At 69.4% G+C, this 24,540-nt stretch carries 23 protein-coding genes; 13 read left to right on the forward strand and 10 right to left on the reverse strand.

The annotated features are described in order from the left end of the window. Positions 1–28 precede the first annotated feature (28 nt). A complete protein-coding gene (locus BST44_RS14210; protein WP_083177745.1) occupies positions 29–688 on the reverse strand; it encodes a TetR/AcrR family transcriptional regulator in 660 nt (219 codons plus the stop codon). 141 nt (positions 689–829) lie between these two features. On the opposite strand from BST44_RS14210, the gene BST44_RS14215 reads away from it, so the two are divergent. Beyond that, positions 830–1,468, forward strand: a complete 639-nt coding sequence (locus tag BST44_RS14215) for a TetR/AcrR family transcriptional regulator (RefSeq protein WP_083177746.1) — start codon at positions 830–832, stop codon at positions 1,466–1,468. Between the two features lie 19 nt (positions 1,469–1,487). Here BST44_RS14215 and BST44_RS14220 read toward each other — a convergent pair whose 3' ends face one another. Both BST44_RS14220 and BST44_RS14225 read right to left on the reverse strand, forming a co-directional pair. After that, positions 1,488–1,994 (reverse strand): YkgB family protein, encoded by a 507-nt coding sequence (locus tag BST44_RS14220; RefSeq protein ID WP_083177747.1) that lies wholly within the window; start codon positions 1,992–1,994, stop codon positions 1,488–1,490. Positions 1,995–2,025: 31 nt separating this feature from the next. Further along, positions 2,026–2,757, reverse strand: coding sequence for a peroxiredoxin-like family protein (locus BST44_RS14225; RefSeq protein ID WP_244184814.1), 732 nt, complete (start codon positions 2,755–2,757; stop codon positions 2,026–2,028). 99 nt (positions 2,758–2,856) lie between these two features. Here BST44_RS14225 and BST44_RS14230 point away from each other — a divergent pair, with 99 nt between their 5' ends. Continuing rightward, positions 2,857–3,474 carry a TetR/AcrR family transcriptional regulator gene (locus BST44_RS14230; RefSeq protein ID WP_083177806.1) on the forward strand — a complete coding sequence of 206 codons (618 nt, stop codon included), beginning with the start codon at positions 2,857–2,859 and terminating at the stop codon, positions 3,472–3,474. Between the two features lie 17 nt (positions 3,475–3,491). Here the strand turns inward: BST44_RS14230 and BST44_RS14235 are convergent, their stop codons facing one another. Further along, entirely contained in the window at positions 3,492–3,965 is a 474-nt protein-coding gene (locus BST44_RS14235) for an SRPBCC family protein (RefSeq protein WP_083177748.1), read from the reverse strand. A gap of 80 nt (positions 3,966–4,045) precedes the next feature. Here BST44_RS14235 and BST44_RS14240 point away from each other — a divergent pair, with 80 nt between their 5' ends. The 5 genes from BST44_RS14240 to BST44_RS14260 all read left to right on the forward strand — a co-directional run bounded on the left by BST44_RS14240 (position 4,046) and on the right by BST44_RS14260 (position 10,030). After that, entirely contained in the window at positions 4,046–4,867 is an 822-nt protein-coding gene (locus BST44_RS14240) for a mycofactocin-coupled SDR family oxidoreductase (RefSeq protein ID WP_083177749.1), read from the forward strand. Positions 4,868–5,052: 185 nt separating this feature from the next. Further along, entirely contained in the window at positions 5,053–5,265 is a 213-nt protein-coding gene (locus tag BST44_RS14245; RefSeq protein ID WP_083177750.1) for a heavy-metal-associated domain-containing protein, read from the forward strand. Beyond that, positions 5,262–7,511, forward strand: coding sequence for a heavy metal translocating P-type ATPase (locus BST44_RS14250; protein WP_083177751.1), 2,250 nt, complete (start codon positions 5,262–5,264; stop codon positions 7,509–7,511). The genes BST44_RS14245 and BST44_RS14250 overlap by 4 nt, the downstream gene beginning before the upstream one ends. 126 nt (positions 7,512–7,637) lie before the next feature. Continuing rightward, positions 7,638–9,026 carry an alpha/beta hydrolase gene (locus BST44_RS14255; protein WP_083177752.1) on the forward strand — a complete coding sequence of 463 codons (1,389 nt, stop codon included), beginning with the start codon at positions 7,638–7,640 and terminating at the stop codon, positions 9,024–9,026. A gap of 194 nt (positions 9,027–9,220) precedes the next feature. Then, a complete protein-coding gene (locus tag BST44_RS14260) occupies positions 9,221–10,030 on the forward strand; it encodes a polysaccharide deacetylase family protein (RefSeq protein WP_083177807.1) in 810 nt (269 codons plus the stop codon). A 21-nt stretch (positions 10,031–10,051) separates the two neighbouring features. Here BST44_RS14260 and BST44_RS14265 read toward each other — a convergent pair whose 3' ends face one another. Together BST44_RS14265 and BST44_RS14270 are read right to left on the reverse strand one after the other, a co-directional pair. Further along, positions 10,052–10,849 carry a pyridoxamine 5'-phosphate oxidase family protein gene (locus BST44_RS14265; protein ID WP_142274493.1) on the reverse strand — a complete coding sequence of 266 codons (798 nt, stop codon included), beginning with the start codon at positions 10,847–10,849 and terminating at the stop codon, positions 10,052–10,054. Between the two features lie 115 nt (positions 10,850–10,964). Then, the gene (locus BST44_RS14270; protein WP_083177754.1) at positions 10,965–12,341 is read right to left on the reverse strand and encodes an FAD-binding oxidoreductase; all 1,377 of its coding nucleotides are present in this window, start codon (positions 12,339–12,341) and stop codon (positions 10,965–10,967) included. A 156-nt stretch (positions 12,342–12,497) separates the two neighbouring features. On the opposite strand from BST44_RS14270, the gene BST44_RS31335 reads away from it, so the two are divergent. Further along, a complete protein-coding gene (locus BST44_RS31335) occupies positions 12,498–15,407 on the forward strand; it encodes a helix-turn-helix transcriptional regulator (protein ID WP_083177755.1) in 2,910 nt (969 codons plus the stop codon). A gap of 5 nt (positions 15,408–15,412) precedes the next feature. Here the strand turns inward: BST44_RS31335 and BST44_RS14280 are convergent, their stop codons facing one another. Both BST44_RS14280 and BST44_RS14285 read right to left on the reverse strand, forming a co-directional pair. Further along, the gene (locus tag BST44_RS14280) at positions 15,413–15,682 is read right to left on the reverse strand and encodes a nickel-binding protein (protein ID WP_083177756.1); all 270 of its coding nucleotides are present in this window, start codon (positions 15,680–15,682) and stop codon (positions 15,413–15,415) included. 76 nt (positions 15,683–15,758) lie between these two features. After that, positions 15,759–16,133: a MarR family transcriptional regulator gene (locus tag BST44_RS14285; protein WP_083177757.1), complete on the reverse strand. Its 375-nt coding sequence runs from the start codon at positions 16,131–16,133 to the stop codon at positions 15,759–15,761. 48 nt (positions 16,134–16,181) lie between these two features. On the opposite strand from BST44_RS14285, the gene BST44_RS14290 reads away from it, so the two are divergent. Both BST44_RS14290 and BST44_RS14295 read left to right on the forward strand, forming a co-directional pair. After that, positions 16,182–17,477: a lipase family protein gene (locus tag BST44_RS14290; protein ID WP_208619795.1), complete on the forward strand. Its 1,296-nt coding sequence runs from the start codon at positions 16,182–16,184 to the stop codon at positions 17,475–17,477. 1 nt (position 17,478) lies between these two features. After that, positions 17,479–18,111 carry a TetR/AcrR family transcriptional regulator gene (locus BST44_RS14295; RefSeq protein WP_279628977.1) on the forward strand — a complete coding sequence of 211 codons (633 nt, stop codon included), beginning with the start codon at positions 17,479–17,481 and terminating at the stop codon, positions 18,109–18,111. Here BST44_RS14295 and BST44_RS14300 read toward each other — a convergent pair. Further along, entirely contained in the window at positions 18,077–18,769 is a 693-nt protein-coding gene (locus BST44_RS14300) for a TetR/AcrR family transcriptional regulator (protein WP_083177758.1), read from the reverse strand. The two genes, BST44_RS14295 and BST44_RS14300, sit on opposite strands and share 35 nt — an antisense overlap. A gap of 213 nt (positions 18,770–18,982) precedes the next feature. Here BST44_RS14300 and BST44_RS14305 point away from each other — a divergent pair, with 213 nt between their 5' ends. Then, positions 18,983–22,015, forward strand: a complete 3,033-nt coding sequence (locus BST44_RS14305; protein WP_083177759.1) for an MMPL/RND family transporter — start codon at positions 18,983–18,985, stop codon at positions 22,013–22,015. Here the strand turns inward: BST44_RS14305 and BST44_RS14310 are convergent. Further along, positions 22,010–22,618 carry a TetR/AcrR family transcriptional regulator gene (locus BST44_RS14310; protein ID WP_083177760.1) on the reverse strand — a complete coding sequence of 203 codons (609 nt, stop codon included), beginning with the start codon at positions 22,616–22,618 and terminating at the stop codon, positions 22,010–22,012. The genes BST44_RS14305 and BST44_RS14310 overlap by 6 nt on opposite strands. 66 nt (positions 22,619–22,684) lie before the next feature. Between BST44_RS14310 and BST44_RS14315 the strand changes: the two genes are divergently transcribed. Further along, on the forward strand, positions 22,685–23,515 hold the full coding sequence (locus BST44_RS14315; RefSeq protein ID WP_083177761.1) for an alpha/beta fold hydrolase: 831 nt from the start codon (positions 22,685–22,687) through the stop codon (positions 23,513–23,515). A gap of 32 nt (positions 23,516–23,547) precedes the next feature. After that, positions 23,548–24,318 carry an SDR family NAD(P)-dependent oxidoreductase gene (locus tag BST44_RS14320; RefSeq protein WP_083177762.1) on the forward strand — a complete coding sequence of 257 codons (771 nt, stop codon included), beginning with the start codon at positions 23,548–23,550 and terminating at the stop codon, positions 24,316–24,318. Positions 24,319–24,540 lie beyond the last annotated feature (222 nt).

Genomic DNA, 24,540 nt, shown 5'->3' on the forward strand with positions numbered 1-24,540 from the left:
CGACTATATAATCAATCGCTTGATCATATCAAGATGGGCCGACCGTCCCCTGCCTGCGGATATTCGGGTCGGCCCGAGCGAACAGCGTTCCCCTGATCATGCTCTTGGCCGACTCCAGCGCGGCGTGGTAGTCCCCCGGCGCGGCCGTGGCCGCCAGTTCCACCAACCCGTAGACGAGCGCGTAGACCGCCTCGACGATGCCCTGCCGATCGAACCGGTGCGTGAGGTCGCCCCGGCGGTAGGCGTCGTCGACGATTCCCTCGATGATCTCGCGGAACGCTTGAAATCCTGCGGCGCCCGCGAGCCGCGCATCGGGGCCGGCCGCACCCTCGGCGCGGATCACCCATTCGAAGGCGGCGAGGTCGGGATACTCCCGCATCAGCCGCCCCGACTCGTCGAGCACCGCCTCGATGCGGTCGACGGCGGTCCCGGGGTGCGCCGCCGCCGCGCGCAGTCGGGGCAATGCGACGTCGGTGCGCGCCGCGATCGCCGCCTTCATCAGCTCGGCCTTGTTCGGGAAGTAGTTGTACAGGCTGGCGCTGGTGACGTTCGCGGCGCGGGCGATCTCGCGGATGGTGGCACGGGAGTACCCGGCCCTGGCCACACAGCGCATCGTGGCGGCGATGATCCGCTGGCGGGTGTCCTCACCGCTGGCGCCGACCGGACGGCCCAACTGCGCCCGCGTCACCGTGCTCTGCCCACTGTCGCGTCCTGTCCGCCGGTCATCGCCGCCGGCACGTCGAATATAATCGAGTGATCGATTAGTCCGGGTGTCCGCGCGGAGGTGCGCAGTGCGTGAGGGACCGCTCCGCGGCGGGTACCGCGCCGCATGAGCGTCACGCGGTCGCCGCTGGGACGTCCGGTCGGCGCCGACGGTGAGCAGACCCGCGCCCGCATCATTACCGCGGCCATGCGATGCGTGGCTGAAATGGGCTACTCCCGCAGCACTATTCGCGAAATCGCCCGCACCGCCGACATGACGAGCGGCAGCCTGTACCACTACTTCCCGAACAAGTCCGAATTGCTGGACGCCGTCGCCGCGGACGTCGAGCGGATCGCACGGCCCCGGTTGCGCGCCGCCGCCGGGCGGGCCGACGGGGTGGTCGATCGCCTCGGCTCCGTGTTGGACGAGGCCGGCCGGTTGATGCGCGAGCATCCGCACCTGGCCGCGTTCGACCGGGCCGTCCGCGCGGAAAGCAACGAGCACCCCGAGCGCGGTCGGCCCAAGTATCCCGGCCCGAAGGCGTTGCGCGACACGATCGCTGCGGTCCTCGACGATGCCCGGGCGGCCGGCGCACTACCATCCGGCACCGAACCCGGCGCCGCGGCCGATGCCATTCATGCGCTGGCGCGGGGCCTCACCGAGCGCGCGGCGAGCCTGGACGCCGACGCCTACGCCGCCGCGCTGGCCTCGGCGAAGCTGTTGATCGCCGGGACGTTGTTCGCCGTGGCAGAAGGGGACTCGTGATGAACCGCTGATCGGTGGCCTACCCGATCAGCGCATGCTGCACGACGCGTGCTCTGCTCGCCGAGAGCGCATCACCCAGTGTCCAGACCGCGACGCCGATCAGCACCAGATCTTTGAGCAGGAATTGGCCCGGCAGCGCCGACAGCACGGGGATGCCACCGGCGCGGGATGCGACCACCCCGGGGGTGGTGACGAGGAAGCTCAACGTGCCCAGGAACAGCACCACCGCCAGCGCGCTGCCGGCCGCCGACGCCCGCGGCCACCTCGGCCTCAACGCAATCAGCACCGCCGCAACGATTTCCACGGTCCCCAGCCCGCGGGCGACCGTTGCGACGCTGAAGACGTCGTAGATCCAGCTCATCAGCGGACTGTGCTCGATGAGCACGCGGGATTCCATCTTCACGTATTTGCCGAACCCGATCCAGGCGAGCACGACGGCCAATCCGTAACGGCTGACGAACTGTCCCAACCGGGTAAGCCGTTGCGGCAGAAGGTCCGGACCGCTTACGACGTGCTTTTCACTCACGTATTGAGCACGGGCCGGCAGTGCCCGGGGTTCACCCGAGGCCGCTGAGGGCCTCGACGATGTCGGCGACCTCGGTGCGGGTGGTGTAGTCGGGGTGGACGTCGATCCAGCGGATGGTCCCGGCGCGGTCGACGATGGCGACGGTCGGCATCGGCAGCCCGTGCGTGCCGTCGGCGTTGACGTCTGCCAGGTCCAGACCCAGGTCGCGTTGCGCCGCTTGGGCGGCCTCGCCGGGTGCGGTGAGCACGCCCAGGCCGGCCGCGATCTGGTTGCCCGGGTCGGACAGCACGATGAAGCTCAACTCGTTGATCTCCCGCGTCGACAGTGAGCCGTCGGGCTTTTGCGGGCTGATCGCCACCAGCGCGACATCGCGCTCCGCCAGCTGCGGCACCAGCTCCTCCTGGTAGGCGCGCAGCGTCAGGTTGCAGTAGGGGCACCACGCACCGCGATAGAGGACGACCACGGCGCTGCGTCCGCCGGCGCTTTGCGCCAGGGTGGTGGGCTCGCCACGCACGTCGAGGAGTTCGGCGTCGGGCATGGGGCCGCCGGGGGCGGCGGCGCCGGCCGGCACGCCCGCGGCGCGCAGCTGTGCCTGCTCGGCGCTGAAGGTGCTGACGACATCCTCGGGCAGCTGGCTCGCCGTCCCCTGCTGGAATTGCGCGACCCGGTCCGCGATGGTCGTCTGGTTGGTGTCGGCGGTGCTGGTCATGAGTTCCTTGCCCTTCGCGTGCGTGCCGGGTTGCCGCACAACGGCTTCCGGCACCGATCAGTGGACGATGGCGTTCAGCATGCTGAACCCAGAATGGAGTGTCAACTCCAAAACGGGTAGGTTGTGGGGGTCCGCTCCAAGGAAGGGGTCTTCATGGCGCCGGTCCCTTACGACAAGCTGACCGCGAAGGGCCGCGCGACCCGCGAGCGCATCGTGGCCGCCGCTTCGGAATTGATGCTGCAGCGTGGTGTCGCGCGCACCACCATTGAAGACATCCAGCAGGCGGCGACCGTCAGCACGTCGCAGATGTACCACTATTTCGCCGACAAAAGCGATCTCGTGGCCGCCGTCATCGATTTCCAGACCGACCGCGTGCTCGGCGTTCAGCACCTGGGTCTCGACCGCATCGACAGCATCCAGGACATGTACCGCTGGCGCGACATCATGGTGAACCTGGTGCGCAGCCTGGGCTGCGCGGGAGGCTGTCCGATCGGCTCGATGGCCAACGAGCTGTCTGAGTCCGACCCCGTCGCGCGCGCGCAGCTTGCGCGGTCATTTGCCCAGTGGGAGAACATGATCCACGACAGCCTGGTCGCAGTCTCCGCGCGGGGCGAACTGGCCGTCGGCACGGATATCGAGCGCGTCGCCCTGGCCATGCTCGCCGGCATCCAGGGCGGCCTGCTGCTCAGCCAGGTGCGTCGCGACACCGCGCCACTGGAGGCCGCGGTGGACACCATGATCGAACACCTGAGGCGCCTCGGCATGCGGTGACGCCGGGGAAGAGGCGGTTACCGCGCGGCGTAGCGATCGCGAAGCTTGGTCAGGGTCGACTCGATACCCGCCGCGTTGGCTTTCGTGGCGCCGATCAGGGTGTAGTAGTTCAGCGCGTTCTTGAACGCGCCGGCGTCGCGGTAATCGAACGTCTCGGTGACCCGTGTCAGGGTGGGTGAGAGCGATTCGAATTCCCACCGCCAGCGGTGGCCCACCGGATGGCGCCATTCGACCACTTCGTCTCGTTCGAGGGCGGTCACGGTGCTGGTGATGCGGTACGGCAGGCCGAACATCTTCATGTTCGTCGAAAACTTGGATCCAACAACCATTTCCGTCGGCATCTTGATGTTGGCGCGAACGGTGCCCGACCCGTCGAGCTCGGGATGGCGGCGCGGGTCGGCGGCCATCGCATACAGCTCGGCGACCGGCGCGGCCACTTCGACGGACCGGCTGACCTGCCGCGGTCCCGCGTCGACAATGCTGACGGTCACGATGCTTCCCTCCGGTGAGCCGGCACAGCGAAGTCGACGCTACGCTTCGCCGGGTTGGTCAGAAAGGACTTCGAGAACCGATGAGCCAGTCAATTTCGGGGAAGGCGGCTCTGATCACCGGCGCCGCGCGAGGGCAGGGCCGGGCGCACGCGGTACGGCTGGCCGCCGAGGGCGCCGACATCATCGCGGTCGACATCGCCGGTCCCTTGCCGTCGAGCGTGCCGTATGACTCGCCGACACCCGAGGATCTGGCGGAGACGGCGCGGCTGGTGCGGGCCACCGGCAGACGGGTCATCACCGCGACGGTCGACATCCGCGACCTCGACGCGCTCAAAGGCGCCGTCGACCGGGCGGTCGGTGAACTGGGTCGTCTCGACATCATCGTCGCCAACGCGGGGATCTGCAGCCCCGCTCCGTGGGACCAGATCACGGCCGAGGCGTTTCGCGACACCATCGACACGAATGTGACCGGCACCTGGAACACGGTGATGGCCGGCGCTCAGCACATCATCGACGGCGGCCGCGGCGGCTCGATCATCCTGATCGGTTCGGCCGCCGGCATCAACATGCAGTCGTTCATGATCCACTACACGGCGAGCAAGCACGCCGTCGTCGGGATGGCGCGCGCGTTCGCCGCCGAGCTGGGGCGGCACAACATCCGCGTCAACAGCCTCAACCCCGGAGCGGTCGCGACGCCGATGGGCACCGGACGGATGCGCGACGCGCTGCGGGCGGCCGCCGACAGCTATCCGCACCTGCGGGGCCTGCACAAGCCGCTGCTGCCGGAGGGAATCGCCCAACCCGAGGACGTCGCCGACGCCGTCGCCTGGCTCGCCTCCGACCAGTCCCGGTTGGTCACGGCGACCCAGGTGTCTGTCGATATCGGCGTGGGCTACGTCTGATCCCGGCGGGGAGGGTCCCTCCCGCGGCCCCGCCGCCGTCGACCAGGCAGAATGGAGGCTCCCCTCGTCGCCCTGGCCGCGTCCGCCTGACGTCATCCGGATAACACGGGCCCGGCGGGGAATACCTCGGGGGGCGCGCAGGTTGTGACTGCACATACCCCCGAGGGGTATTAGAAAGGGAGACCATGACCACGACCGAATTCCGGGTGGACGGGATGAGCTGCGGCCACTGCGAGGCGGCGGTCAAGGACGAGGTCGGCCGCCTGCCTGGCGTGGAGCGTGTGGACGTCAGTGCCGACACGGGCACGATGGTGGTGACGAGCTCCGGTCCCCTCGACACCTCCGCCATCCTCGGCGCGGTGGACGAGGCCGGCTACGAGGCCGCCCCGGTGGCATGAGCGCGACACCGGTGAGCCATATCGAGCTGACGATCGCGGGCATGACGTGCGCGTCGTGCGCCGCCCGCATCGAGAAGAAGCTGAACAGGCTCGACGGCGTCGCCGCCACCGTCAACTACGCCACCGAAAAGGCGGCGCTCACCGTCCCCTCGGGTTACGACCCGCGGTTGCTGGTCGCCGCCGTCGAACAGGCCGGTTATAGTGCGGCCCTGCCGCAACGCCGGGAAGAGCCCGCTTCCCGGCCGTCCGAAGCGGCCGACGACAGCGGGCTGAACGCGCTTCGCGCCCGGCTGATCACCTCGGCCGCGCTCGCCGCCCCGGTGATCGCCCTGGCGATGGTCCCCGCGTGGCAGTTCCGCTATTGGCAGTGGGCGTCGCTGGTGCTGGCCGCGCCGGTCGTCGTGTGGGGCGGCCGGCCCTTCCACTCCGCCGCCTGGGCCAACCTGAGGCACGGCGCCGCCACCATGGACACCCTGGTCTCGATCGGGACGCTGTCGGCGTTCCTGTGGTCGCTGTATGCGCTGTTCTTCGGGACCGCCGGAGAGCCGGGGATGCGCGACCGCTTCGAGCTGACCGTCCGCCCCTCCGACGGTGCCGGGAACATCTATCTCGAGGTAGCCGCGGGCGTGACCCTGTTCGTGCTCGCCGGCCGGTACTTCGAGAAACGCTCGAAGCGGACGGCGGGCGCCGCGTTGCGCGCCCTGCTCGAGCTCGGCGCCAAGGATGTCGCGGTGCTGTCCGGCGGCGCCGAGACCCGCGTCCCGGTGGACCGCCTGGCAGTCGGTGACCAGTTCGTCGTGCGCCCCGGCGAGAAGGTGGCCACCGACGGCGTCGTGGTGTCGGGATCCTCGGCCGTGGACGCCTCGATGCTGACCGGCGAGTCGGTGCCCGTCGAGGTCGGTGAGGGCGATGCCGTCACGGGCGGCACGGTCAACGCCGGAGGTCGCCTTGTCGTGCGCGCCACCCGCGTCGGGGACGACACGCAGCTGGCGCAGATGGCCAAGCTGGTCGAGGAGGCCCAATCGGGCAAGGCCGAGGTGCAGCGGCTCGCCGACCGCATCTCCGGCGTCTTCGTCCCCGTGGTCATCGGCGTCGCCCTGGCGACGCTCGGCGCGTGGATCGCGTTGGGCTTCCCGCTCAGCGCGGCCCTCACCGCGGCCGTCGCGGTGCTGATCATCGCCTGCCCGTGTGCGCTCGGCCTGGCGACCCCGACCGCCCTGCTGGTCGGCACCGGCCGCGCGGCCCAGCTCGGGGTGCTGATCAAAGGGCCCGAGGTGCTGGAGTCGACCCGCGGCGTCGACACGATCGTGCTCGACAAGACCGGCACCGTCACCAGCGGAGAAATGACCCTCGTCGACGTGATCACCGGTCCGGGCGCGGACCGCCGAACGCTGCTGCGCTACGCCGGGGCGCTCGAGGACGCCTCCGAGCACCCCATCGCGCGGGCCATCGCCAGGGCCGCCAAGGCCGAGCTTCGCTCCCTCCCGGCAACCGAACTCTTCACCAACCTGGAAGGCAACGGGGTTCGGGGCGTCGTCGACGGCCACACCGTCGTCGTCGGCCGCGCCAGCCTGCTGGCCGACCGGGGCCAGCCGCTGGACGCCGCGCTGGCGGCCGGGAAGGCCCGCGCCGAGGGCGACGGCAAGACCGCCGTCGCCGTCGGCTGGGACGGCCGCGCCCGCGGGGTCCTGGTGGTCGCCGACACCGTCAAACCCACCAGCGCCGAAGCGGTCCGCCAGTTCGAGCGGCTGGGCCTGACGCCGATCCTGCTGACCGGGGACAACGCGACCGCCGCCCGGCGGATCGCCGACGAGGTCGGCATCGCGCAGGTCATCGCCGACACGATGCCCGCCGACAAGGTCGCCGCCATCAAGCGGTTGCAGTCTCAAGGCAAGGTCGTCGCGATGGTCGGCGACGGCGTCAACGACGCCGCCGCGCTGGCGACAGCCGACCTCGGGGTGGCCATGGGCACCGGCACCGACGTCGCGATCGAGGCCGCCGACCTCATCGTCACCCGCGGGGACTTACGCGCGGCCGTCGACGCGATCCGGCTGTCCCGCCGGACGCTGACCATCATCAAGGCCAACCTGTTCTGGGCCTTCGGCTACAACATCGCGGCGATCCCGCTCGCCGGGCTGGGCATGCTCAACCCGATGCTCGCGGGTGCGGCGATGGCCTTTTCCAGCGTGTTCGTCGTCGCCAACAGCCTGCGGCTGCGCTCGTTCACCAGCGTCGCAACCGCCTAGGCCGGCACGCTCACCCGCCGCGAAGGCGGCCGGTCGAGCGGGACCGGTGTGGGATAGTTATTCCGACCCACCGCCTTCGAAGACACCACGGGTCCGCAGCGATCGACTCAGCAAAGGCAACGACCGTTGGACCAATTCTTCGGACGACTGTCCCTGCTGCACGGCTGGTTCCCCCCGACCGTGCAGGGACTGACCCTTTTCTTGCTGATCGTCGCGATCCAGTGGCGTGCCCGGCCCTGGCTCAAACGGGTGCTGCCCGTGGCCCTGATCGCGGCCGCCGCGGTGACCGCGCTCTCGTATTGGTACATCACGACGCTCGGCGTGGCGGGGGACCCGGCGCCGACCGCTCTTTGGCTCTGGATCGCGATGACCGGTCTGGCCGCCGCGGTGTTCCTGGTGGGATGGCGGGGCGCGCGCTGGTGGCGCCGCGGGGTGGCGGTGCTGTCGATACCTCTGTGCGTGTTGTGCGCGGGCCTGGCGCTCAACGGGTGGGTGGGCTACTTCCCCACCGCGCTGGCCGCGTGGAATCAGCTCACCTCGGTGCCGCTGCCCGACCAGATTGACCGGCTTCGGGTCACCGAGATGCAGGTCGCCGGCACCAGGCCGGCCAAGGGCGTGGTGGTGCCGGTGGACATCGACGACGGCGCCTCCCACTTTCGCCATCGCCGCGAACTGGTCTACCTGCCGCCCGCCTGGTTCAACAGCAATCCCCCGCCTCGGCTGCCCGCCGTCATGATGATCGGCTCGGCGTTCAACACCCCGGCCGACTGGCTCGGCCCCGGTGGCGCCTTCACCGCGGTCGACACCTTCGCCGCGACGCACCGCGGCTTCTCCCCGGTATTGGTATTCGTCGATCCCACCGGTTCGTTCGACAACGACACCGAGTGCGTCAACGGCAGCCGGGGCAACGCCGCCGACCACCTCACCAAGGACGTCGTCCCGTTCATGGTGTCGAACTTCGGCGTCAGCGCGGACCGCGCCCATTGGGGTGTCGCCGGCTGGTCGATGGGCGGCACCTGCGCGGTCGACCTGGCCGTCATGCACCCGGAGCTGTTCAGCGCCTTCGTGGACATCGCCGGTGACCGCAGCCCCAATGTCGGCCCGACCGACCAGACGATCGCCAAACTGTTCGGCGGCAACCGCACCGCCTGGGCCGCGTTCGACCCGCTCACCGTGATCGCGCGCCATGGCCGCTACACGGGACTGTCCGGCTGGTTCGACGTGCCGGGACCACCGGAGCCGCACAACGTCGCCGAGGTAGCCAATGCCAGCGCCGGCGCGGCAAGCACCGATCCAGCCGCCAACCCCGAGGGCCAGGACGCCGCCGCCAACGCGCTGTGCGCCGCCGCCAGCGCCAACGGCGTCGCCTGCGCCGTGGTCAGCCAGCCGGGCAGGCATGACTGGCCGTTTGCCGCCGGGGCGTTCGCCGCGGCGCTGCCCTGGCTGGCCTCGGCGCTGGGAACGCCCGAAGTTCCGCCCGTGCCCTTGCCGCAACGCGGTGGCGAATCACACTGATCCCAAAATTCACAGCTGACCCACCCGTAACGTGGCCGGGATATCGGCCCTGGTAGTGGTACCGTTCGCTGCTGATGACCGGCGATTTTATGCACGACGGGCGACCCCTCGGCGGGCCGGCCCGCGGCGCGCCGCGGCGCAACCACCGCCGGGTCCCGCCCGGTTCCGTTGCGCCGGGCTTTCGTCTGCCCGCGATGAATCGCCGGCAATTTCTGGGTTCGCTCGCCGCGTCGGTCGTCGCCGGGGTGGGCGCGGCCCGGGTGATCGTCGACCCACAACCGCGAACATTCGCCCAGGTACCGCCGGGCTCCGCGGCGACGTCGGGCCCCACCGCACCGGCGGCCCTCTTGCCGCCCCCGCCATTGAGCGCCCGCATCCCGCTACCCGGCGGGGGCGCGCTGATGAAGATCCCCGGCGAGGGTGATCTGCTCGCGCTCACCGTCGACGACGGCGTCAACAGCGAGGTCGTGCGCGCGTACACGCAGTTCGCCAAGGACACCGGCGTGCGGCTGACCTACTTCGTGAACGGCACGTACGACTCCTGGACCGAGAACAAGGACATGCTGCGGCCCCTGGTCGACAGCGGGCAGATCCAGCTCGGCAACCACACCTGGTCGCACCCGGACCTGACGACGCTGCCCAGGGAGAAGGTCGCCGAGCAGCTGACCCGCAACGACGAATTCCTGAAGAAGACCTACGGCATCGGCGCAAAACCGTACTGGCGTCCGCCGTACGCGAAGCGCAACGCCACCGTCGACGCCGTCGCCGCCGACCTGGGTTACACCGTGCCGACGTTGTGGTCGGGGTCGCTGTCGGATTCGACGTTGATCACCGAGGAGTACATCGTGCAGATGGCCGATCAGTACTTCACACCGCAGGCCATCGTCATCGGGCACCTCAATCACCTGCCCGTGACGCACGTCTACCCGCAACTCGTAGACACCATCCGCGAGCGCAACCTGCGCACCGTCACGCTCAACGACGTCTTCCTGAAAACGCCTTGACATCGGTGCGCTTTCGGCCCGTCATGGCGACTGCGGGGCCTCGCATTCGATCGCTGCCAGGGGCGTGATGACGATGTACGCCGGACGCGACTGGCCGTAGTAACGCATCCGCCGCGCCCATAGCCGGATGTGACTCAGCTCGACGGCTGCGAACTGCGGTTGCAGATAGTAACGCCAAGTGATTTCGGCGAGTGCGGCCAGCGGCGGTATACCCCGGACGGCTCTGGCATGTCCGCGCACCACAAGTCGGTTGGCGCTTTGCCCATCTTCACCCCCGAGCAACACCGCAACCCGCGGCGAAGCATCAACGTTTCTTACTGACCAGGAAGATGCCGACGTCGTCGCGTACCAGCGGCCGCGGTGCGCGACAAACCACAACGGCACAGCAAAGGGCGTGCCCCTTGGTGAACGGCTGGCCAGAACCATGACGTACGAGTTACCCACTGCCGCTTGAATATTGGGCGATCGGCAAGGCTGAAGGTCGTCGCCCCCGTCGGCGACCGGGGTTGGCCCCTGTCTCCGTGTCGCGGCAGCCGGCGACACCGATGCCTCACGAAGCGAACCGTAGTCCCAAGCCACGATCCTTTCCGGGATGACCCGATAGGTGCGATCGCCCATGGTCTCGGCCGTCCCTCTGATAGTCAACGAGCGCAGACGGAACCATTGCGGACCGTCGTCGGCCACCACAACGACATTGCGATCGCCAAGGTTTGGGCTGCCCACGGGCGCCTGGATGATGCGCGGCGAGCGTGCGGGATCGGCGGGCTTGTCGAGCCTCACGCTCACCGGCAGCACACGGACGTCATCGTCCACGGTCACGGCCAACGTGGTGCGCCGGGGAGAGAGGGCCAAGTCGGCTACCGCGCTCGGCTCAACGTCGCGAGTGATCACGAGCCGCCTTTCGGTAGCCGCCCCGAGCACGCGGTAAGCCGCGTCACCCTGCGGGCAGGATGTTCTGGTTGATCCGAAACACGTTGCCCGGATCGTAGTGCGCCTTGACCTCGGCGAGCCGCCGGTAATTCGGGCCGTAGGTCGCCCGGACCCGCTCCTGGCCCTCGTCCATCATGAAGTTCACGTAGGCGCCGCCCGCCGAGTACGGGTGCGTGGCGTCCCAGTAGTCGACGGCCCAGCGCTTCAGCAGTTCCGCGTTCGCCGGCTCCGGGTCGACGCCCGCGATCACTTGGGAGAAGTTGACGTCCCGGTACGCCCACGCCGTCTCGGACTGGCCCACCCGGTGCACCGCGCCGTCGACCGGGTACAGGTGCATCGTGGAGTGCATGGTCGGCAGTTCCCCGGCGAAGCGGGCGTGCGCCGCCACCGCGCCGTCGGCGATGGTCCGGAAGAAGTCGCCGCGCCAATACCAGTGCAGCCCTTTGGGATACAGCCCGTCGAAGGTGGACTGCAACGCGGGGAAGGGGGCGGGCCCCAGGCCGTCGAAGGCGGGTTCCATCTGACGGACCGGCGCGAACGCCTCCTCGGCACCCGCGGGATCGCCCGTGTAGCACCACACCACGGCGCACGCCCTCTGCAGGTGGAACGCCTCGGGGAACGGCGCCACCGGCGGGACCGTCATGGCCGCGAAGAACCCGTAGAGGTCCTCGTCCTGAGCGACGATGAACTCCCGGTACCACTTCAGAATGTCCGCGGTGGCCGACGCGGGCCAGGCGGTGGGACCGCAGATCACGGTGTGCACCGGGTGCAGCCGGAACGTGAAAGACGTGACCACGCCGAAGTTTCCGCCGCCGCCGCGCAGCGCCCAGAACAAGTCGGGATGCTCGGATTCCGACGCCCGCACCACGCGGCCGTCGGCCAGCACGACCTCGGCCTCCAGCAGGTTGTCGATGGTCAGGCCGTGCTTGCGCGACAGGTAGCCGTGGCCGCCGCCCAGGGTGAGGCCACCGACCCCGGTGGAGGAGATGATGCCGGACGATGCCGCCAAGCCGTGCGCGTGCGTCGCGCCGTCGACTTGGGCCCAGGTCGCGCCGCCTCCGACGCGCGCGGTGCGCCGGTCGGCGTCCACGTCGATGCGGTTCATCGGCGAGAGGTCGACGACGAGCCCACCGTCGACGGTGCCGAAGCCGGGGCCGTTGTGACCACCCCCGCGCACCGCGACGACCAGCTTGCGGTCGCGGGCGAATTCGAGCGCGCCCGCGACGTCGGCCACCGATTCGCAGCGCATTATCACCGCCGGCCGCTTGTCGATCATGGCGTTGTGGACCGACCGCGCCTCGTCGTAGCCGGGGTCGCCCGGCAGGATCACCTGCGAGCCGAGCCGGGCGCGTAATTCGTCGGTTGTGGTTGTGCGGCTCATGGCCACACCTCCTTGTTTGCTCACGGGTCTCGATGCCGCGACGCTACGAGACCGGCGAGCCGGGCGTCATGACCACAACCGAGCATTTCCGAGGGCTTCCACGATAGTCACATCTGACTATCGACCGACCGATATCGGCGCGGCTACCTTGTTTGCATGGCGCTGTGGGTGCCACCCCCGCTCCCGGCCGAACTGATCGCCCGTCGCCGCGGCCCGCTCGTGGGTCGCGGCGCCGAACTCGCGGTGTTCGAGCAGGCCTGGGAGCGGGTCGAGCGGGGCAACCGGCAGGCGGTTTTCATCGGTGGTGAGCCGGGGGCCGGCAAGACGCGCCTGGCCGCGGAGGTGGCCGGGACGCTGTTCGACCACGGCGTCGCGGTGCTGGTGGGCAGCTCGACCGCCGACGAGGACCTGCCCTACGCCCCCTTCGCCGAGGCGCTCGACCGGCTGCTGATCGCCGGTCCCCCGGGTTCGATGGCCGAGGCGCTGGGCGACCTGGGCGTCCAGCTGCGGCGGCTGTCGCCGCAGGTGGGCCGGCATCTGCCCGACGACGCCCCGGCGCCGGAGGTCGGGTCGGCGCGGCAGGCGCTCTTCGACGCGTTGACCGGGTTGCTGCGGCGCCTGGCCGTCGACCGCCCGATCGCGTTGATCCTCGACGACCTGCACTGGGCGCAGCTCCCCACGCTCGCCCTGCTCGAGCACGTGCTGGTCGGCTGTGCGGATGTCCGCATGCTGGTGGTGGTCACGTTCCGCACGACCGAGCCCGACCGGTCCGACGACCTGGCCACCCGGCTGGCCGAGTTGCACCGGTTCGACGGCGTCCGGCGCCTGGACCTGGCCGGGCTGGACACCGAAGCCATCGCCGAGTTCGTGGCGCGCACCCAGCAGCTGGCCCCGGCCTCGGCGCGCACGGCCGCCGCACTGCTGCGCGAACGGACCGGCGGCAATCCGTTCTTCCTGACCGAACTCGTCAACGACCTCGAAATCCGCGGCGGCCTCGCCACGTTGAGCACCCAGCGCACGGTCCCGGCATCGATCGGCGACGCGATCGCCCGCCGCCTTGCCGGCTTGGGGTCCGGCGTGCGGGCGGTCATCGAACAGGCGGCGGTCCTGGGCCAGACGTTCGACCTGCCGGCGCTCATCTCGACCTGCGAGACCGAGGTCGGCGCGACGCTGGCGGCGATCGATTCGGCCGAGGCGGTCGGGCTGGTCCGCGCGGTGCACGGCACCGACGGCGAATTCGCGTTCGTGCACGCCCTGACCCGGGAATCGGTGCTGGCCGGGATGGCGGCCTCGCGGCTGCGGATCATGCACGCGCGCGCCGCCGAGGCGCTCGAGGGACGCGGCGACCCCGCGCTCGTCCCCCGCCTGGCCAACCACTTCCTGGTCGCGCACGTGCTGGGCTATCACGAGCGGGCGCTGCGGTACGCGCGTCAGGCGGCGCGGATGGCCGAGCAGAGCCTGGCCTATGAGGACGCCGCGAAGTGGTTCGAGCGGGCGGCGTCGCTTCCCGAGCTCAGCCTCGCCGGGCGGGCCAGGCTGCACCTCGACGCGGCCGCCAACCACGTGCGCGGCGGGTCGTTCGCGCGGGCGCGGGCGATCTACGAACGCATCGGCGCGATGGACGACCCACTGATGCGCCTGGAGGCGGCCGTCGGCTATGAGGAAGCCAATTGGCGCCCCGGCCACTCGAATTCGAAGGCCGCCGACCTGCTGGCGTCGGCGCTGGAATCGTGCGGCCTGGACGCCGAGGACCCCCGCTACATACAGGCGCTCGGCAGCTTCGGGCGGGCGCTGGCCTTCGCCGGCGAGGCGGCCCGTGCCCGCGAGGTCGGCACCGACGCGATCGAACGGGCGCGGGCGATCGGCGACGAGGCGGTGCTCCTGCACACCTTGAAGACCAGCCTGTGGCAGGGCCTCACGCCGGAGATGACCGCGATCCAGGCCGAGCGTGCGGTCGAGGTGTCCACCATGGCGCTGGCGCGCCGCGACTACGAATCCCTTGGCGCGGCATCGCATTTCCATGCGATGGTCAGCTACCTGGCCGGCCGGCCCGACGGCCTCGCCGCCGCGACTGCCGATATGCGGCGAGCGGCCCAGACCTGCGGCCAACCGGCCTTCGGCTTTGTCGGCGCGTGCATCGAACAGGCGCTGACCTACCTGCGCGGCGACTTCGCCGGCGCCGAGCGGTGGTCCGACATCGCCTTGCGCACAGGGGATTTGTTCGGCGCCGACGACACCGAGGGCTCCAACGGGGTGCAGATGTTCATGATCCGCCGCGAGACGGGCGACCTGAAGAGGTTCGGCGGGTTCGTCGACGGCAGCGAGACGTTCGCCGGCCGCTGGGTCCCCGGGCTGCTCGCCCTCTACACCGAGCTGGACTGCGAACGCGGCATGCACCGCGCGCTCAACCAGCTGCTCAACCGCAATCTCGGCGATCGCATCGAGGACGCGCAGTGGCCGATGGAGCTGGTGTTCATGGTCGAGGCGGCGTTGGCGCTCTCACGTCGCGAAGCGGTCCACGCGCTGCGCCCGTTCGTCGCGCGTTACGCCGGCAAGAACCTGGTGGCGGGCCAGTTCGTCGCGCTGTTCGGCAGCGCCGACCGATACCTGGCCCGGATGGCCGCGCTCTGCGGCGACGGCGCCGCGGCCGAGCGGCACTTCGCCGCCGCGATCGAGATGGACCGCCGGATGGGTTCGGTGGTGCACATCAGCGAGACGCTGGCCCGGCACGCGTTGTTCGCCGCGTCGCTTGGTCATACCGAAGAGGCCCGGTCGCTGGCCGTGGAGGCCCGCGCGGCCGCCGGGGCGATCGGCCAGACCCGCGTCGTCGACCTGGTGGATCCGCTCCTCGCCCCGGGTCCCGTGGGCCCGGACGGCCTGACCGAGCGCGAGGTCGAGGTGCTGCGGTTGCTTGCCGAGGGGTTGAGCAACCGCGCGATCGGCGAACGCCTCTTCATCAGCACCAACACCGCCGCCAACCACGTGCGCAACATTCTGATCAAGACGGGCGCGGCGAACCGCACGCAGGCGGCGATGTATGCCGCCGATCACGAGCTGCTCGGCTAACGCCCTCAGATGTCGGACAGGGCCCCGTCCGGCATCAGGCGCTCCTTCACCTCGACGACCGCGTCGGCGGGCAGGCCGGCCCGCGCGGCCGCGGCCCTGATGGCCTCCGGGGACGGCGCCTCGTACAGGCAATAGGTCTTGCGCTTGTCCGCCGACAGGAACGAGTACATCCAGCGAACGCCCTCCTGGTCGTTGATCCGGTTGATGCCGTCGGCAACCTCGAGGCCGGGCTCCAGTTCCTCGGCAAAGTTGCGCTCGACCATGAAGATGGGCACGGCGGACTCCTGTTCCCTGTTGGGTCGAGCCTAAGCCGTCAACGACGGCAAGGACATGGCCTTTTTCGGCGGCCCCTCAATCCCCCGCGGCATCGGTCTCTTCGGCGAGCAGGGCCTCCAAGGTCGCGCGCGGCTCCGCCAATCGCCGCCGTCCCAGCACCCGCTCCCAGCGTTGCCCAAATCGACTGCCTTCGAACGCATTACCCGCAGGGCTTGCCGGCACCCGGGCGATGTAGCCGTGCCGCTCCAGTCCGGTGATCGCCTGGGCCACCGCTTGCCGGCTCACCTGGAGCCGATCGGCCAGATCCGAGGCGCGCACCCCGCCGGTCGCCAGCGGCACTAGCGCGACCGCTTGCGCCGGGCGGATCCCGTCAAGCCCCGCCGCGGCAAACGCCGCTCGCAGCCGCGGCGCCGCGGAATCGCGGCTAAGACGCGCCGGTTCTCTAAGAATTTAGAGATTTCCCTTCCGCCGGTGGGCGCCGATTGTTACCGTTCCGTGATGCGCCGGGTTGGGGGAGTTTTCGCCGTCGTGCTGATCATCGCCTCCGCCGTGGCCGGTTTCGGGACCGCCGGGAGCGCGCGCGCCGACGGGGACGAACCGCAATACGCGGAGTTCTACACCCCGCCGGACCCGTTGCCGCCCGGGCACCCGGGCGACCTGATCCGCACCGAGCCTTCGCGCCTGGTGCTCGAGCCGTCCGGTCAGCTGGGCGCAATCATGGCCACCGGCACCCGAATCATGTACCGCAGCACCGATACCCGTGGCAACCCTATCGCGGTCACCGGCACCTACTTCGAGCCCTATAACGACTGGCCGGGACGCGGGCCGCGCCCCTTGATCAGTTACGCACCCGGCACCCAAGGCCAGGGCAATCAGTGCGCCCCGTCCCGGATGTTCAACCAGGGCATCCACTATTCGGGCGGCTGGGACATCATGTTCAACTACGAGGAACTCTTCGTCGCCACGATGGTCGCGCGCGGTTACGCCATCGTGATGACCGACTACGAAGGCCTCGGCACCACGTCCATGCACACCTACGTGGGGCGGGTCGCCGAGGGGCAGGCCGTGCTCGACGCCGCCCGCGCCGCGATGAGGCTGCCCGGAACGTCGCTGGATCCTCATGGGCCGGTGGCGTTTTGGGGCTACTCGCAGGGCGGGGGCGCCACCGCGTCGGCGGCCGAGCTGGCGTCGGCCTACGCCCCGGATCTGCACATCGTGGGCACCTACGCCGGGGCGCCGCCGGCCAACCTCAAGGAGCTCCTTCCGTACGCGGACGGCAGTGCCCTGGTCGGCGTCGTCGGGTACGCGCTCAACAGCGTCATGGCCGCCTACCCGGAGTTCGCCGACGCCATCCGGTCCAAGATGACTCCCCGCGGGCTGGCGATGCTCGAATCGGTGTCCCGCCAGTGCGTCGGACAAACCCTGCTGGACTTCATGTTTCGTCATATCCAGCCGTATTTCACCGAGGACATCAATCAACTGGTCAACGAGGAGCCATTCAACACCTTGTTCGAAGACCAGCGGATCGGGCGCTACAAACCCAACGCGCCGGTGCTGATCAACAGCAACCGCTACGACCCGCTGGTGCCGTGGACCGCAGCCAACCAGCTCGGCCGCGACTGGTGCGCCCAGGGCGCCGACGTCGAGTTCCGGACCAACGAGGAGCCGCCGTTCCTCAACAAGCTCGTCATCAACCATGCGCTGCCGATGCTCGTCGACGGCGAACCGGCCATGCAGTGGATCGCCGCCCGCTTCAACGGAGAACCCACCGCGCCCAACTGCGGTCAGTTTTAGGCTGGAACGCATCGCCGCACGTAGAAAACACAATGCGCCCGAACGGCGCCGCCAGCTCGCCGACGCCGCGATCGAGCTGTTGGGCAGCAACGGGGTCCACGGCGTCAGCCACCCCAGGGTCGACGATCGTGCCGGCGTCCCCACCGGCACCGCGTCGTTCTACTTCCGAACCCGCAAGGCGCTGCTGCACGCGATCGCGGCCCGGCTGGCCGAACTGGATGTGGCCGACTTCTCCCGGATGGCCGAACTCGCCGACGATTCCAGCCAATTCACCGGCACCGCCGGGCTGGCCCGCATCGTCATGTACGTCAACAGCGAACCGTGGCTGACCCGCGCCAAGGCGCGCTACGAGCTCGCGTTGCTGGCCGGCCGGGACGCCGAACTTGCCGCGACGCTCGCCGGGTCGGCGGAGCGGCTCTACGCGCTGGCGCGCGACGTCGTCACCCAGTGGCATCCGGCGGAAAGCGCTGCCGAGCCGGCGCTGGTCGACGATCAGGCGATTGCCACCCTGGCCTTCATCAACGGGATCATGCTGACGTTCGTCGCGGGGCAGCCGGCGGTCGACAGCGCCGAACACCTCGACCGGCTCATCCGGGGCGTCATCGCGGGTGTCGCCGGCGTGCACGGCGACTAGAGATTCTCGGTGCGTCGTCGGCGCTTCGGGGTGCGAGTTGGCGTTCCAGCGCGCCGGTGATGTCTGTGGTCGTCACGACGAGTGCGGTCATGAACTCGATGAGCTGAGGTTGACCGACCCGAATCTGGTGTCGGTACCACTGGGTGGTCAGCTCGAGGAGGCCGCCGACGACCGTCAGCGCAGTCAGCGAAGTGTTCTCGTCGGTTCCCGCGGCCTCACCGAGGAGCGCGCGCACTTGCCCGACCATGACCTGAGTGAGGACGTCGATCACCTCGTGCCGGCGGCCGGCGAGCGCTTCGGCCGTCTGTAGCTCGATCAGGAGCCGCGGCCGCCGTGCATCCTCGTCGATGAAGGCGAACGCGAACGCGATGACCGACCGGGCCCGGGCTGCAAGTTCGGGAGGCGAGTCCGCGACCGTCGCCATGATTCCCGTCAGTGCCCGGGTGAACTGGTCGTCAAAGGTCGCGACCAGCAGCTCCTGGCAGTCGCGGAAACTCTCGTAGAAGTAGCGGTCGTTGAGGCCCGCGCGCGCGCTGACCGCCCGGACCCGCAGGTTGCCCACCCCGTGCTCGGCGATGGTGTCAAAGGCAGCCTCGATGAGCTGCCTGCGGCGCTGTTCACGCCGCTGATCGGCGGTGAGCCCGCGGTGCACTGCCATTCAGGGGTCACTCCCGATGTCGTGTGGCCGGCGGACTTGCGCCCGCGCCAGCTTTGGTGAAGTATCTCACCAAAGCTGGTTTGGTGAACTGTTTCACCAAACGATCGTAGTAGGGGGAGCCGTGCGACGGGGGATCTTTGCGGGGAGCGTTCTAACGTGCCGCGGGCAAGCCGGCGGCTGGTGCAGGGGGCTGCCGTTGCGTAGGGGACCGGAATGACGGCGTCCGTCGACGCGGCCCGGCGCCCGCGCCGCGCCCGCACGCCGCTTGGGCGCACCGGTGAATACAGCGCCCGCCTGGCCGCACTGGGCCGGTTTGCCATCGGACGCAAAGGGGTGGTGATCGGCGGATGGATCGGCGTTGCGGTGTTCCTCGCCGTCGCCTTCCCGCAGCTGGAGACGGTCGTGCGCCAGCAGTCGGTCCAGCTTTTGCCCGGCAATGTGGCGTCGTTCCAGGCGCTCGATCGGATGGCGGCCGCGTTCGATGAGCGGGGCGCCAAGACCTCGATCGTCATCGCGATGGAGGATCCCGCGGGGCTCACCCCGCCGGCGCGTCGACGCTACGACGCACTCGTCGCCAGGCTGCGCGCCGACAGGGCGCACGTGCTACTGGTGCAGGACCTTCTCGCGAATCCCGCTACCAAAGCCAGCGCCGTGAGCAAAGACGGGAAGGCGTGGTTCCTGCCGATCGGGATCGCCGGCACACTCGGCGACCCCAGGGCTGCCGACTCGGTCGACGCCGTGCGTGCCCACGTCTCGTCCGCCTTCACCGGGTCCTCGACCGTCGCTTACGTCACCGGTCCGGCCGCGACGTTCCGTGATCAAATCGGCTCCGGCGAGCACGAGCTGGTGCTCATCTCGGTCGCGACCGCGGCCCTCATTGCGCTCATCTTGCTGCTGGTATATCGGTCAGTGACCACCGCCGTGCTGCCGCTGCTCGTCATCGGCGCGAGCGTCGCCGTCGGCCGCGGCGTGCTGTCGGCACTCGGTGAAGTGGGCGTTCCGGTTTCGCAATTCACCATCGCCTTCATGACGGCGGTTCTCTTGGGCGCCGGCACCGACTACAGCGTGTTCCTCATCAGCCGCTATCACGAGCAACGGCGGCAGGGCATCGCGGCGGAACAGGCGATCGTCCATGCCTGCGGCAGCATCGGACGCGTGATCCTGGCTTCGGCGGCCACCGTTGCACTGGCCTTGGCGTCCATGGTGTTCGCCCGCCTGAGCGTGTTCCAGGGCGTTGGCCCCGCGTGTGCGGTGGCCGTGCTGATCGGATTTTTGGCCACCGTCACACTGCTGCCGCCGCTGTTGGCGTTGGCGGCCGCGCGTGGCATCGCGGAGCCCCGCGCCGACCTGTCTCGCCGGTATTGGAATCGGATCGCCGTCATGGTCGTACGACGCCCGGCGCCATTGCTGGCCGCAAGCCTGGTGGCGTTGCTGGCCCTGGCCGGCGTCGTGGCCACCATGACGATCAGTTACGACGACCGCGAAGGACAACCCGCCGGCACCGACAGCAACCATGGCTATCGGCTGTTGGATCGCCACTTTCCCAAAGACACCGTGATCAACGAATTTCTGCTGGTGCAGTCCGGCACCGACATGCGCACCGCCAAAGGCCTCGCGGACCTCGATTCGCTGGCCTCCCGGGTTGCCCAGCTGCCCGGGGTCACGCGCGTTTCCGGCGTCACCCGCCCTACCGGTGCCAGACTCGATCAAGCGCAATTGTCTTGGCAGAACGGCCAAATCGGTGACAAGATGGCCGGTGCCGTCGCCGACGGGCAAGCTCACCGGGACGATTTGGCCAAGCTCACCAACGGCGCCGACCAACTGGCGGCCGGCCTGGGTCAACTCGATACCACCTTGCGTCGCGCGCTCACGCCGCTGACCGACCTCTTGGGCCGGCCCGGAATGGGAGGCCAACAACTGCAGAACGCGCGCCCCCTGCTGGAGCAGCTCAACGCCACCGCACCCGCCGTGGATCGAGCCATGCGCACCGGCGCGGGGCTGCGACCCCTGGCCCAGCAGGCCGCCGGCGCCATCGCCGCCATCGAACCCCTTGTCGCGGGCCTCGATACCTCGACCTGGTGTGCCACCACGCCGCAATGCGCGCAGTTGCGCGACGAAACACGGGTGCTCGTCACGCTGCGCGACGGTGGGTTCTTCGAGCGGGTCGCCGCTCTGAGCGACCCGTTTCGCCAAAGCACCACTCTTGCAGGCACACTCACCGACATCCGAGCCGCAGCCGCCGCTATGCAGCAGACGCTCGGTGCGACGGGCAACCCCGCTGACCTCATCGGCGACATCCACCGCCTGCAAGACGGTGTCGGCCGGCTCGCCGCGGGCGCTCAGGCACTCGCCACCGGTGTGCATGCCCTCGCGGACAGCAACCTTCGGTTGCTCAGCGGCATGGGCCAGATCGCCGCCCAGCTGCAAAACGCCGCGCGCGCCACCTCGGGATCAGATGCCGCCTCGGGTTTCTACCTACCTGCCGCGACATTCGAGAACCGCCGATTCAACGACCTGGCAAAGCATTTCATCTCTGCCGACGGGCGCACCGCCCGATTCGCCATCACATCGTCGTACGATCCCTACTCGGCTGACGCGATGGCGCTGAACCATCGGATCGTCGACACGGCGAACGCCGCCCGACCCAACACCACGCTGGATGGGACCACCATGTCGATGGCCGGCTTTACCGCGGTCAATTCCGATCTTCAGCACTTGCTGTCCGCGGACTTCAACCGCCTGGCCGCCGCTACCCTGCTGATCGTCGGCGTGGTCTTGATGCTGCTGCTGCGCGCAGTCGTCGCCCCGCTCTACCTGCTGGGCACCGTCGTGTTGAATTATTTCGCCGCCCTGGGCCTGGGAGTGCTGGTTTTCCAGTACGGTTTCGGCCACGCCATCGCCTGGCCCGTCCCACTCCTGGCGTTCATCCTGCTGATCGCCGTCGGCGCCGACTACAACATGCTGGTCATCTCGCGCCTGCGCGAAGAGTCTTCCGTCAACATGCGCGTCGGTGTCCTACGCACCGTCACCCGTACCGGCTCCGTCATCACCTCGGCGGGCCTGATCTTTGCCGCCAGCATGTTCGGACTGATGATCGGATCGTTGGACATGATGGTCCAGGCCGGATTCGTCATCGGATGCGGACTGCTGCTGGACACGTTCGTGGTGCGAACGCTCACCGTTCCGGCCATCGCCACCCTCTTACGGGAGCGGAGCTGGTGGCCGCATCGATCCGGCGCCTCATGACCCCGCCAGCATCCCGTCGATCAGCCGGTGCAACACCTGCCGGGTCTCCCGGCGCATGCGCTTCGGGTCCTCGGCCGTGGCGATCAGCATGGCCGCCTCGTCGAGCGCACCGATCAACACGTGCGCCAGCGGCCGTACCGGTTGCTTCGGCAACTCGCCGGCCCGGATTGCCTCGGTGAGCAACTGCTCGGTCATGCCCAGGCTGTACCGCTGGGCGACGTCGCGAAAACCCGCCCAGCCCAGCACGCTCGGCGCGTCCAGCAGCATCAGCTGGCGCACCTCCGGGTCGCCGGAAACGTCCAGCCACGCCTCGACCGCGGCGCGGATCGCGCCCGCCGGCGTCGTCGATCCCGACTCGGCCACCAGGGTGCCCATCCGGGCCATCACGTCCTGCTCCACGGCCTCGACGACCTCGCGGAACAGCGCCGCCTTGTCCGCGAATTGGTGGTACATTGCCCCGCGCGTCACACCCGCCGCGGTCGCGATCTCCGGCGTGCCGACCTCGGCGTAACCGCGTAGCCCCCACAGCTTGCGGGCAGCGGCGATCAGCGCGTCGCGGGTCGCCGCGGAGCGCTGTTCCTGGGTCCGTCTCTTGCTTTCCATACAGCCTGTTGGTAACTTACGAACAGACAGCCTGTTTGTAAGTGTATCCCGAGGTAGGAGTTCTCTATGTCGACGATCGACATTAGCGCCGGAACCATCCATTACGAAGCAACCGGACCCGAAGGCGGCAGGCCGGTGGTCTTCGTGCACGGGTACATGATGGGCGGCGAGCTGTGGCGTCAGGTCGGTGAACGGCTGGCCGGCCTCGGGCTGCGCTGCATCGCCCCGACCTGGCCGCTGGGCGCGCACCCCGAGCCGTTGCGCCGCGGCGCCGATCGCACCATCACGGGCGTCGCGGGCATGGTCGCCGAGGTGCTGACCGCGCTCGACCTCCATGACGTGGTGCTGGTCGGTAACGACACCGGCGGGGTCGTCACCCAGCTGGTGGCCGTGCACCACCCCGACCGGCTCGGGGCGCTGGTGCTCACGAGTTGCGATGCCTTCGAACACTTTCCGCCGCCGATCCTCAAACCGGTGATCCTGGCCGCCAAGTCGAAGGCGACGTTCCGGGCCGTGGCCCAGGCCATGCGGCTGCCCGCGGCCCGCAAGCGCGCGTTCGACGGGCTCGCGCATCGCAACATCGACGACCTCACCGAGGCGTGGGTGCAGCCGGGGCTCTCCGATCACCGCATCTCCGAAGACCTGCGCCGGTTCACGCTGTCGATGCGCACGGAGGTCACGACGGGTGTGGCGGCCCGGCTCCCGGAGTTCGACAAGCCCACCCTGATCGCCTGGTCGGCCGACGACGTGTTCTTCGAGCAGGAGGACGGTGCCCGCTTGGCGGCCACCGTCCCCAACGCCCGCCTCGAGGTCATCGACGGCGCCAGGACCTTCTCGATGATCGACCAGCCGGACCGGCTCGCCGACCTGTTGTCGACGATCGCGGTGCGCACTTAACCAGCTACGCCGGCGGCGGTAGCGTCTTGCCCATGTCAGCTACGACGTCATCGCTGCGAGGGCGGCGGATCCTGGTCACCGGCGGCGCAACCGGAATCGGCGCGGCCGCCGTGGGAGCCCTCACCGAGGCGGGCGCCGAGGTCGCCGCCACCTATCACAACACCCCGCCGCCGGACGGCCTCGCGGCCAGTTGGTTGCAATGCGACGTACGCGACGCCGACGCCGTCTCCGGCATGGTGCGGGCGGCCGCCGACCGCCTGGGCGGACTCGACGTGCTGGTGCACGCCGCGGGGTTGTGGCAGGCCGGAATTCCCGGCTACATCGGCGTCGAGGAGATCTCCTCCCTGCTGGACACGAACGTCAAGGCGACCATCCTGACCAATCAGGCGGCCTACGCCGTGATGAAGGAGCAGGACCCCAAGGGCGGCAGGATCATCAACTTCGGCTCGTCGGAAGCCGTGATGGGCAGCCCGATCTCGGCCGTCTACGCCGCCACCAAGGGTGCGGTCCAGGCGTGGACGCGGTCGGCCGCCAAGGCATGGGCGGCCGACAAGATCACCGTCAACGCTTTGGCGCCGGCGGTGCAGACGGCCGGCGCGGACCGGTTGCGCGAGTTCCTCGGCCCCGACGCGAGCGCGTTCATCGACCAACAGATGCAAATGATGATTCCGATGGGCGGAAAGTTGGGCGACCCCGCGCGCGATCTCGGCCCGATGCTGGTCTTCCTGGCCGGCCCCGGATCGGGATTCATCACCGGGCAACTGCTCGCCGTCGACGGCGGCCTGATGATGGTGGGCGGTTGATCCGGTCCCGGCTTCTGGCCTTGGGCGTGGTCTTTCCCGGCCGCCGGCCGACCACCGTGACGTCACCGGCCAGGTGGGCGCGCCGACCCCGGGTGTAGGACTCGGCGAGGAAATGTCGCGCCCGGTTCCTGAGCAGGATCAGCGAGCGGTGCAACTCAAACAGCATGAGGCCATGTTCGCCGTTCGATGCGAACCAAGAAGCTATACACGCAGTCTTCGATC

The organism is Mycobacterium scrofulaceum, assembly GCF_002086735.1.
GTDB classification, from domain to species: domain Bacteria; phylum Actinomycetota; class Actinomycetes; order Mycobacteriales; family Mycobacteriaceae; genus Mycobacterium; species Mycobacterium scrofulaceum.

Excerpts from the sequence above, each read along its gene's own strand:
- BST44_RS14290 (WP_208619795.1), top strand. The coding sequence starts at position 16,182 with ATGCGCCGGGTTGGGGGAGTTTTCGCCGTCGTGCTGATCATCGCCTCC.
- BST44_RS31335 (WP_083177755.1), top strand. The coding sequence starts at position 12,498 with ATGGCGCTGTGGGTGCCACCCCCGCTCCCGGCCGAACTGATCGCCCGT.
- BST44_RS14315 (WP_083177761.1), top strand. The coding sequence starts at position 22,685 with ATGTCGACGATCGACATTAGCGCCGGAACCATCCATTACGAAGCAACC.
- BST44_RS14260 (WP_083177807.1), top strand. The coding sequence starts at position 9,221 with ATGAATCGCCGGCAATTTCTGGGTTCGCTCGCCGCGTCGGTCGTCGCC.
- BST44_RS14320 (WP_083177762.1), top strand. The coding sequence starts at position 23,548 with ATGTCAGCTACGACGTCATCGCTGCGAGGGCGGCGGATCCTGGTCACC.
- BST44_RS14215 (WP_083177746.1), top strand. The coding sequence starts at position 830 with ATGAGCGTCACGCGGTCGCCGCTGGGACGTCCGGTCGGCGCCGACGGT.
- BST44_RS14310 (WP_083177760.1), bottom strand. The coding sequence starts at position 22,618 with ATGGAAAGCAAGAGACGGACCCAGGAACAGCGCTCCGCGGCGACCCGC.
- BST44_RS14300 (WP_083177758.1), bottom strand. The coding sequence starts at position 18,769 with ATGGCAGTGCACCGCGGGCTCACCGCCGATCAGCGGCGTGAACAGCGC.
- BST44_RS14250 (WP_083177751.1), top strand. The coding sequence starts at position 5,262 with ATGAGCGCGACACCGGTGAGCCATATCGAGCTGACGATCGCGGGCATG.
- BST44_RS14270 (WP_083177754.1), bottom strand. The coding sequence starts at position 12,341 with ATGAGCCGCACAACCACAACCGACGAATTACGCGCCCGGCTCGGCTCG.
- BST44_RS14240 (WP_083177749.1), top strand. The coding sequence starts at position 4,046 with ATGAGCCAGTCAATTTCGGGGAAGGCGGCTCTGATCACCGGCGCCGCG.
- BST44_RS14230 (WP_083177806.1), top strand. The coding sequence starts at position 2,857 with ATGGCGCCGGTCCCTTACGACAAGCTGACCGCGAAGGGCCGCGCGACC.
- BST44_RS14245 (WP_083177750.1), top strand. The coding sequence starts at position 5,053 with ATGACCACGACCGAATTCCGGGTGGACGGGATGAGCTGCGGCCACTGC.
- BST44_RS14305 (WP_083177759.1), top strand. The coding sequence starts at position 18,983 with ATGACGGCGTCCGTCGACGCGGCCCGGCGCCCGCGCCGCGCCCGCACG.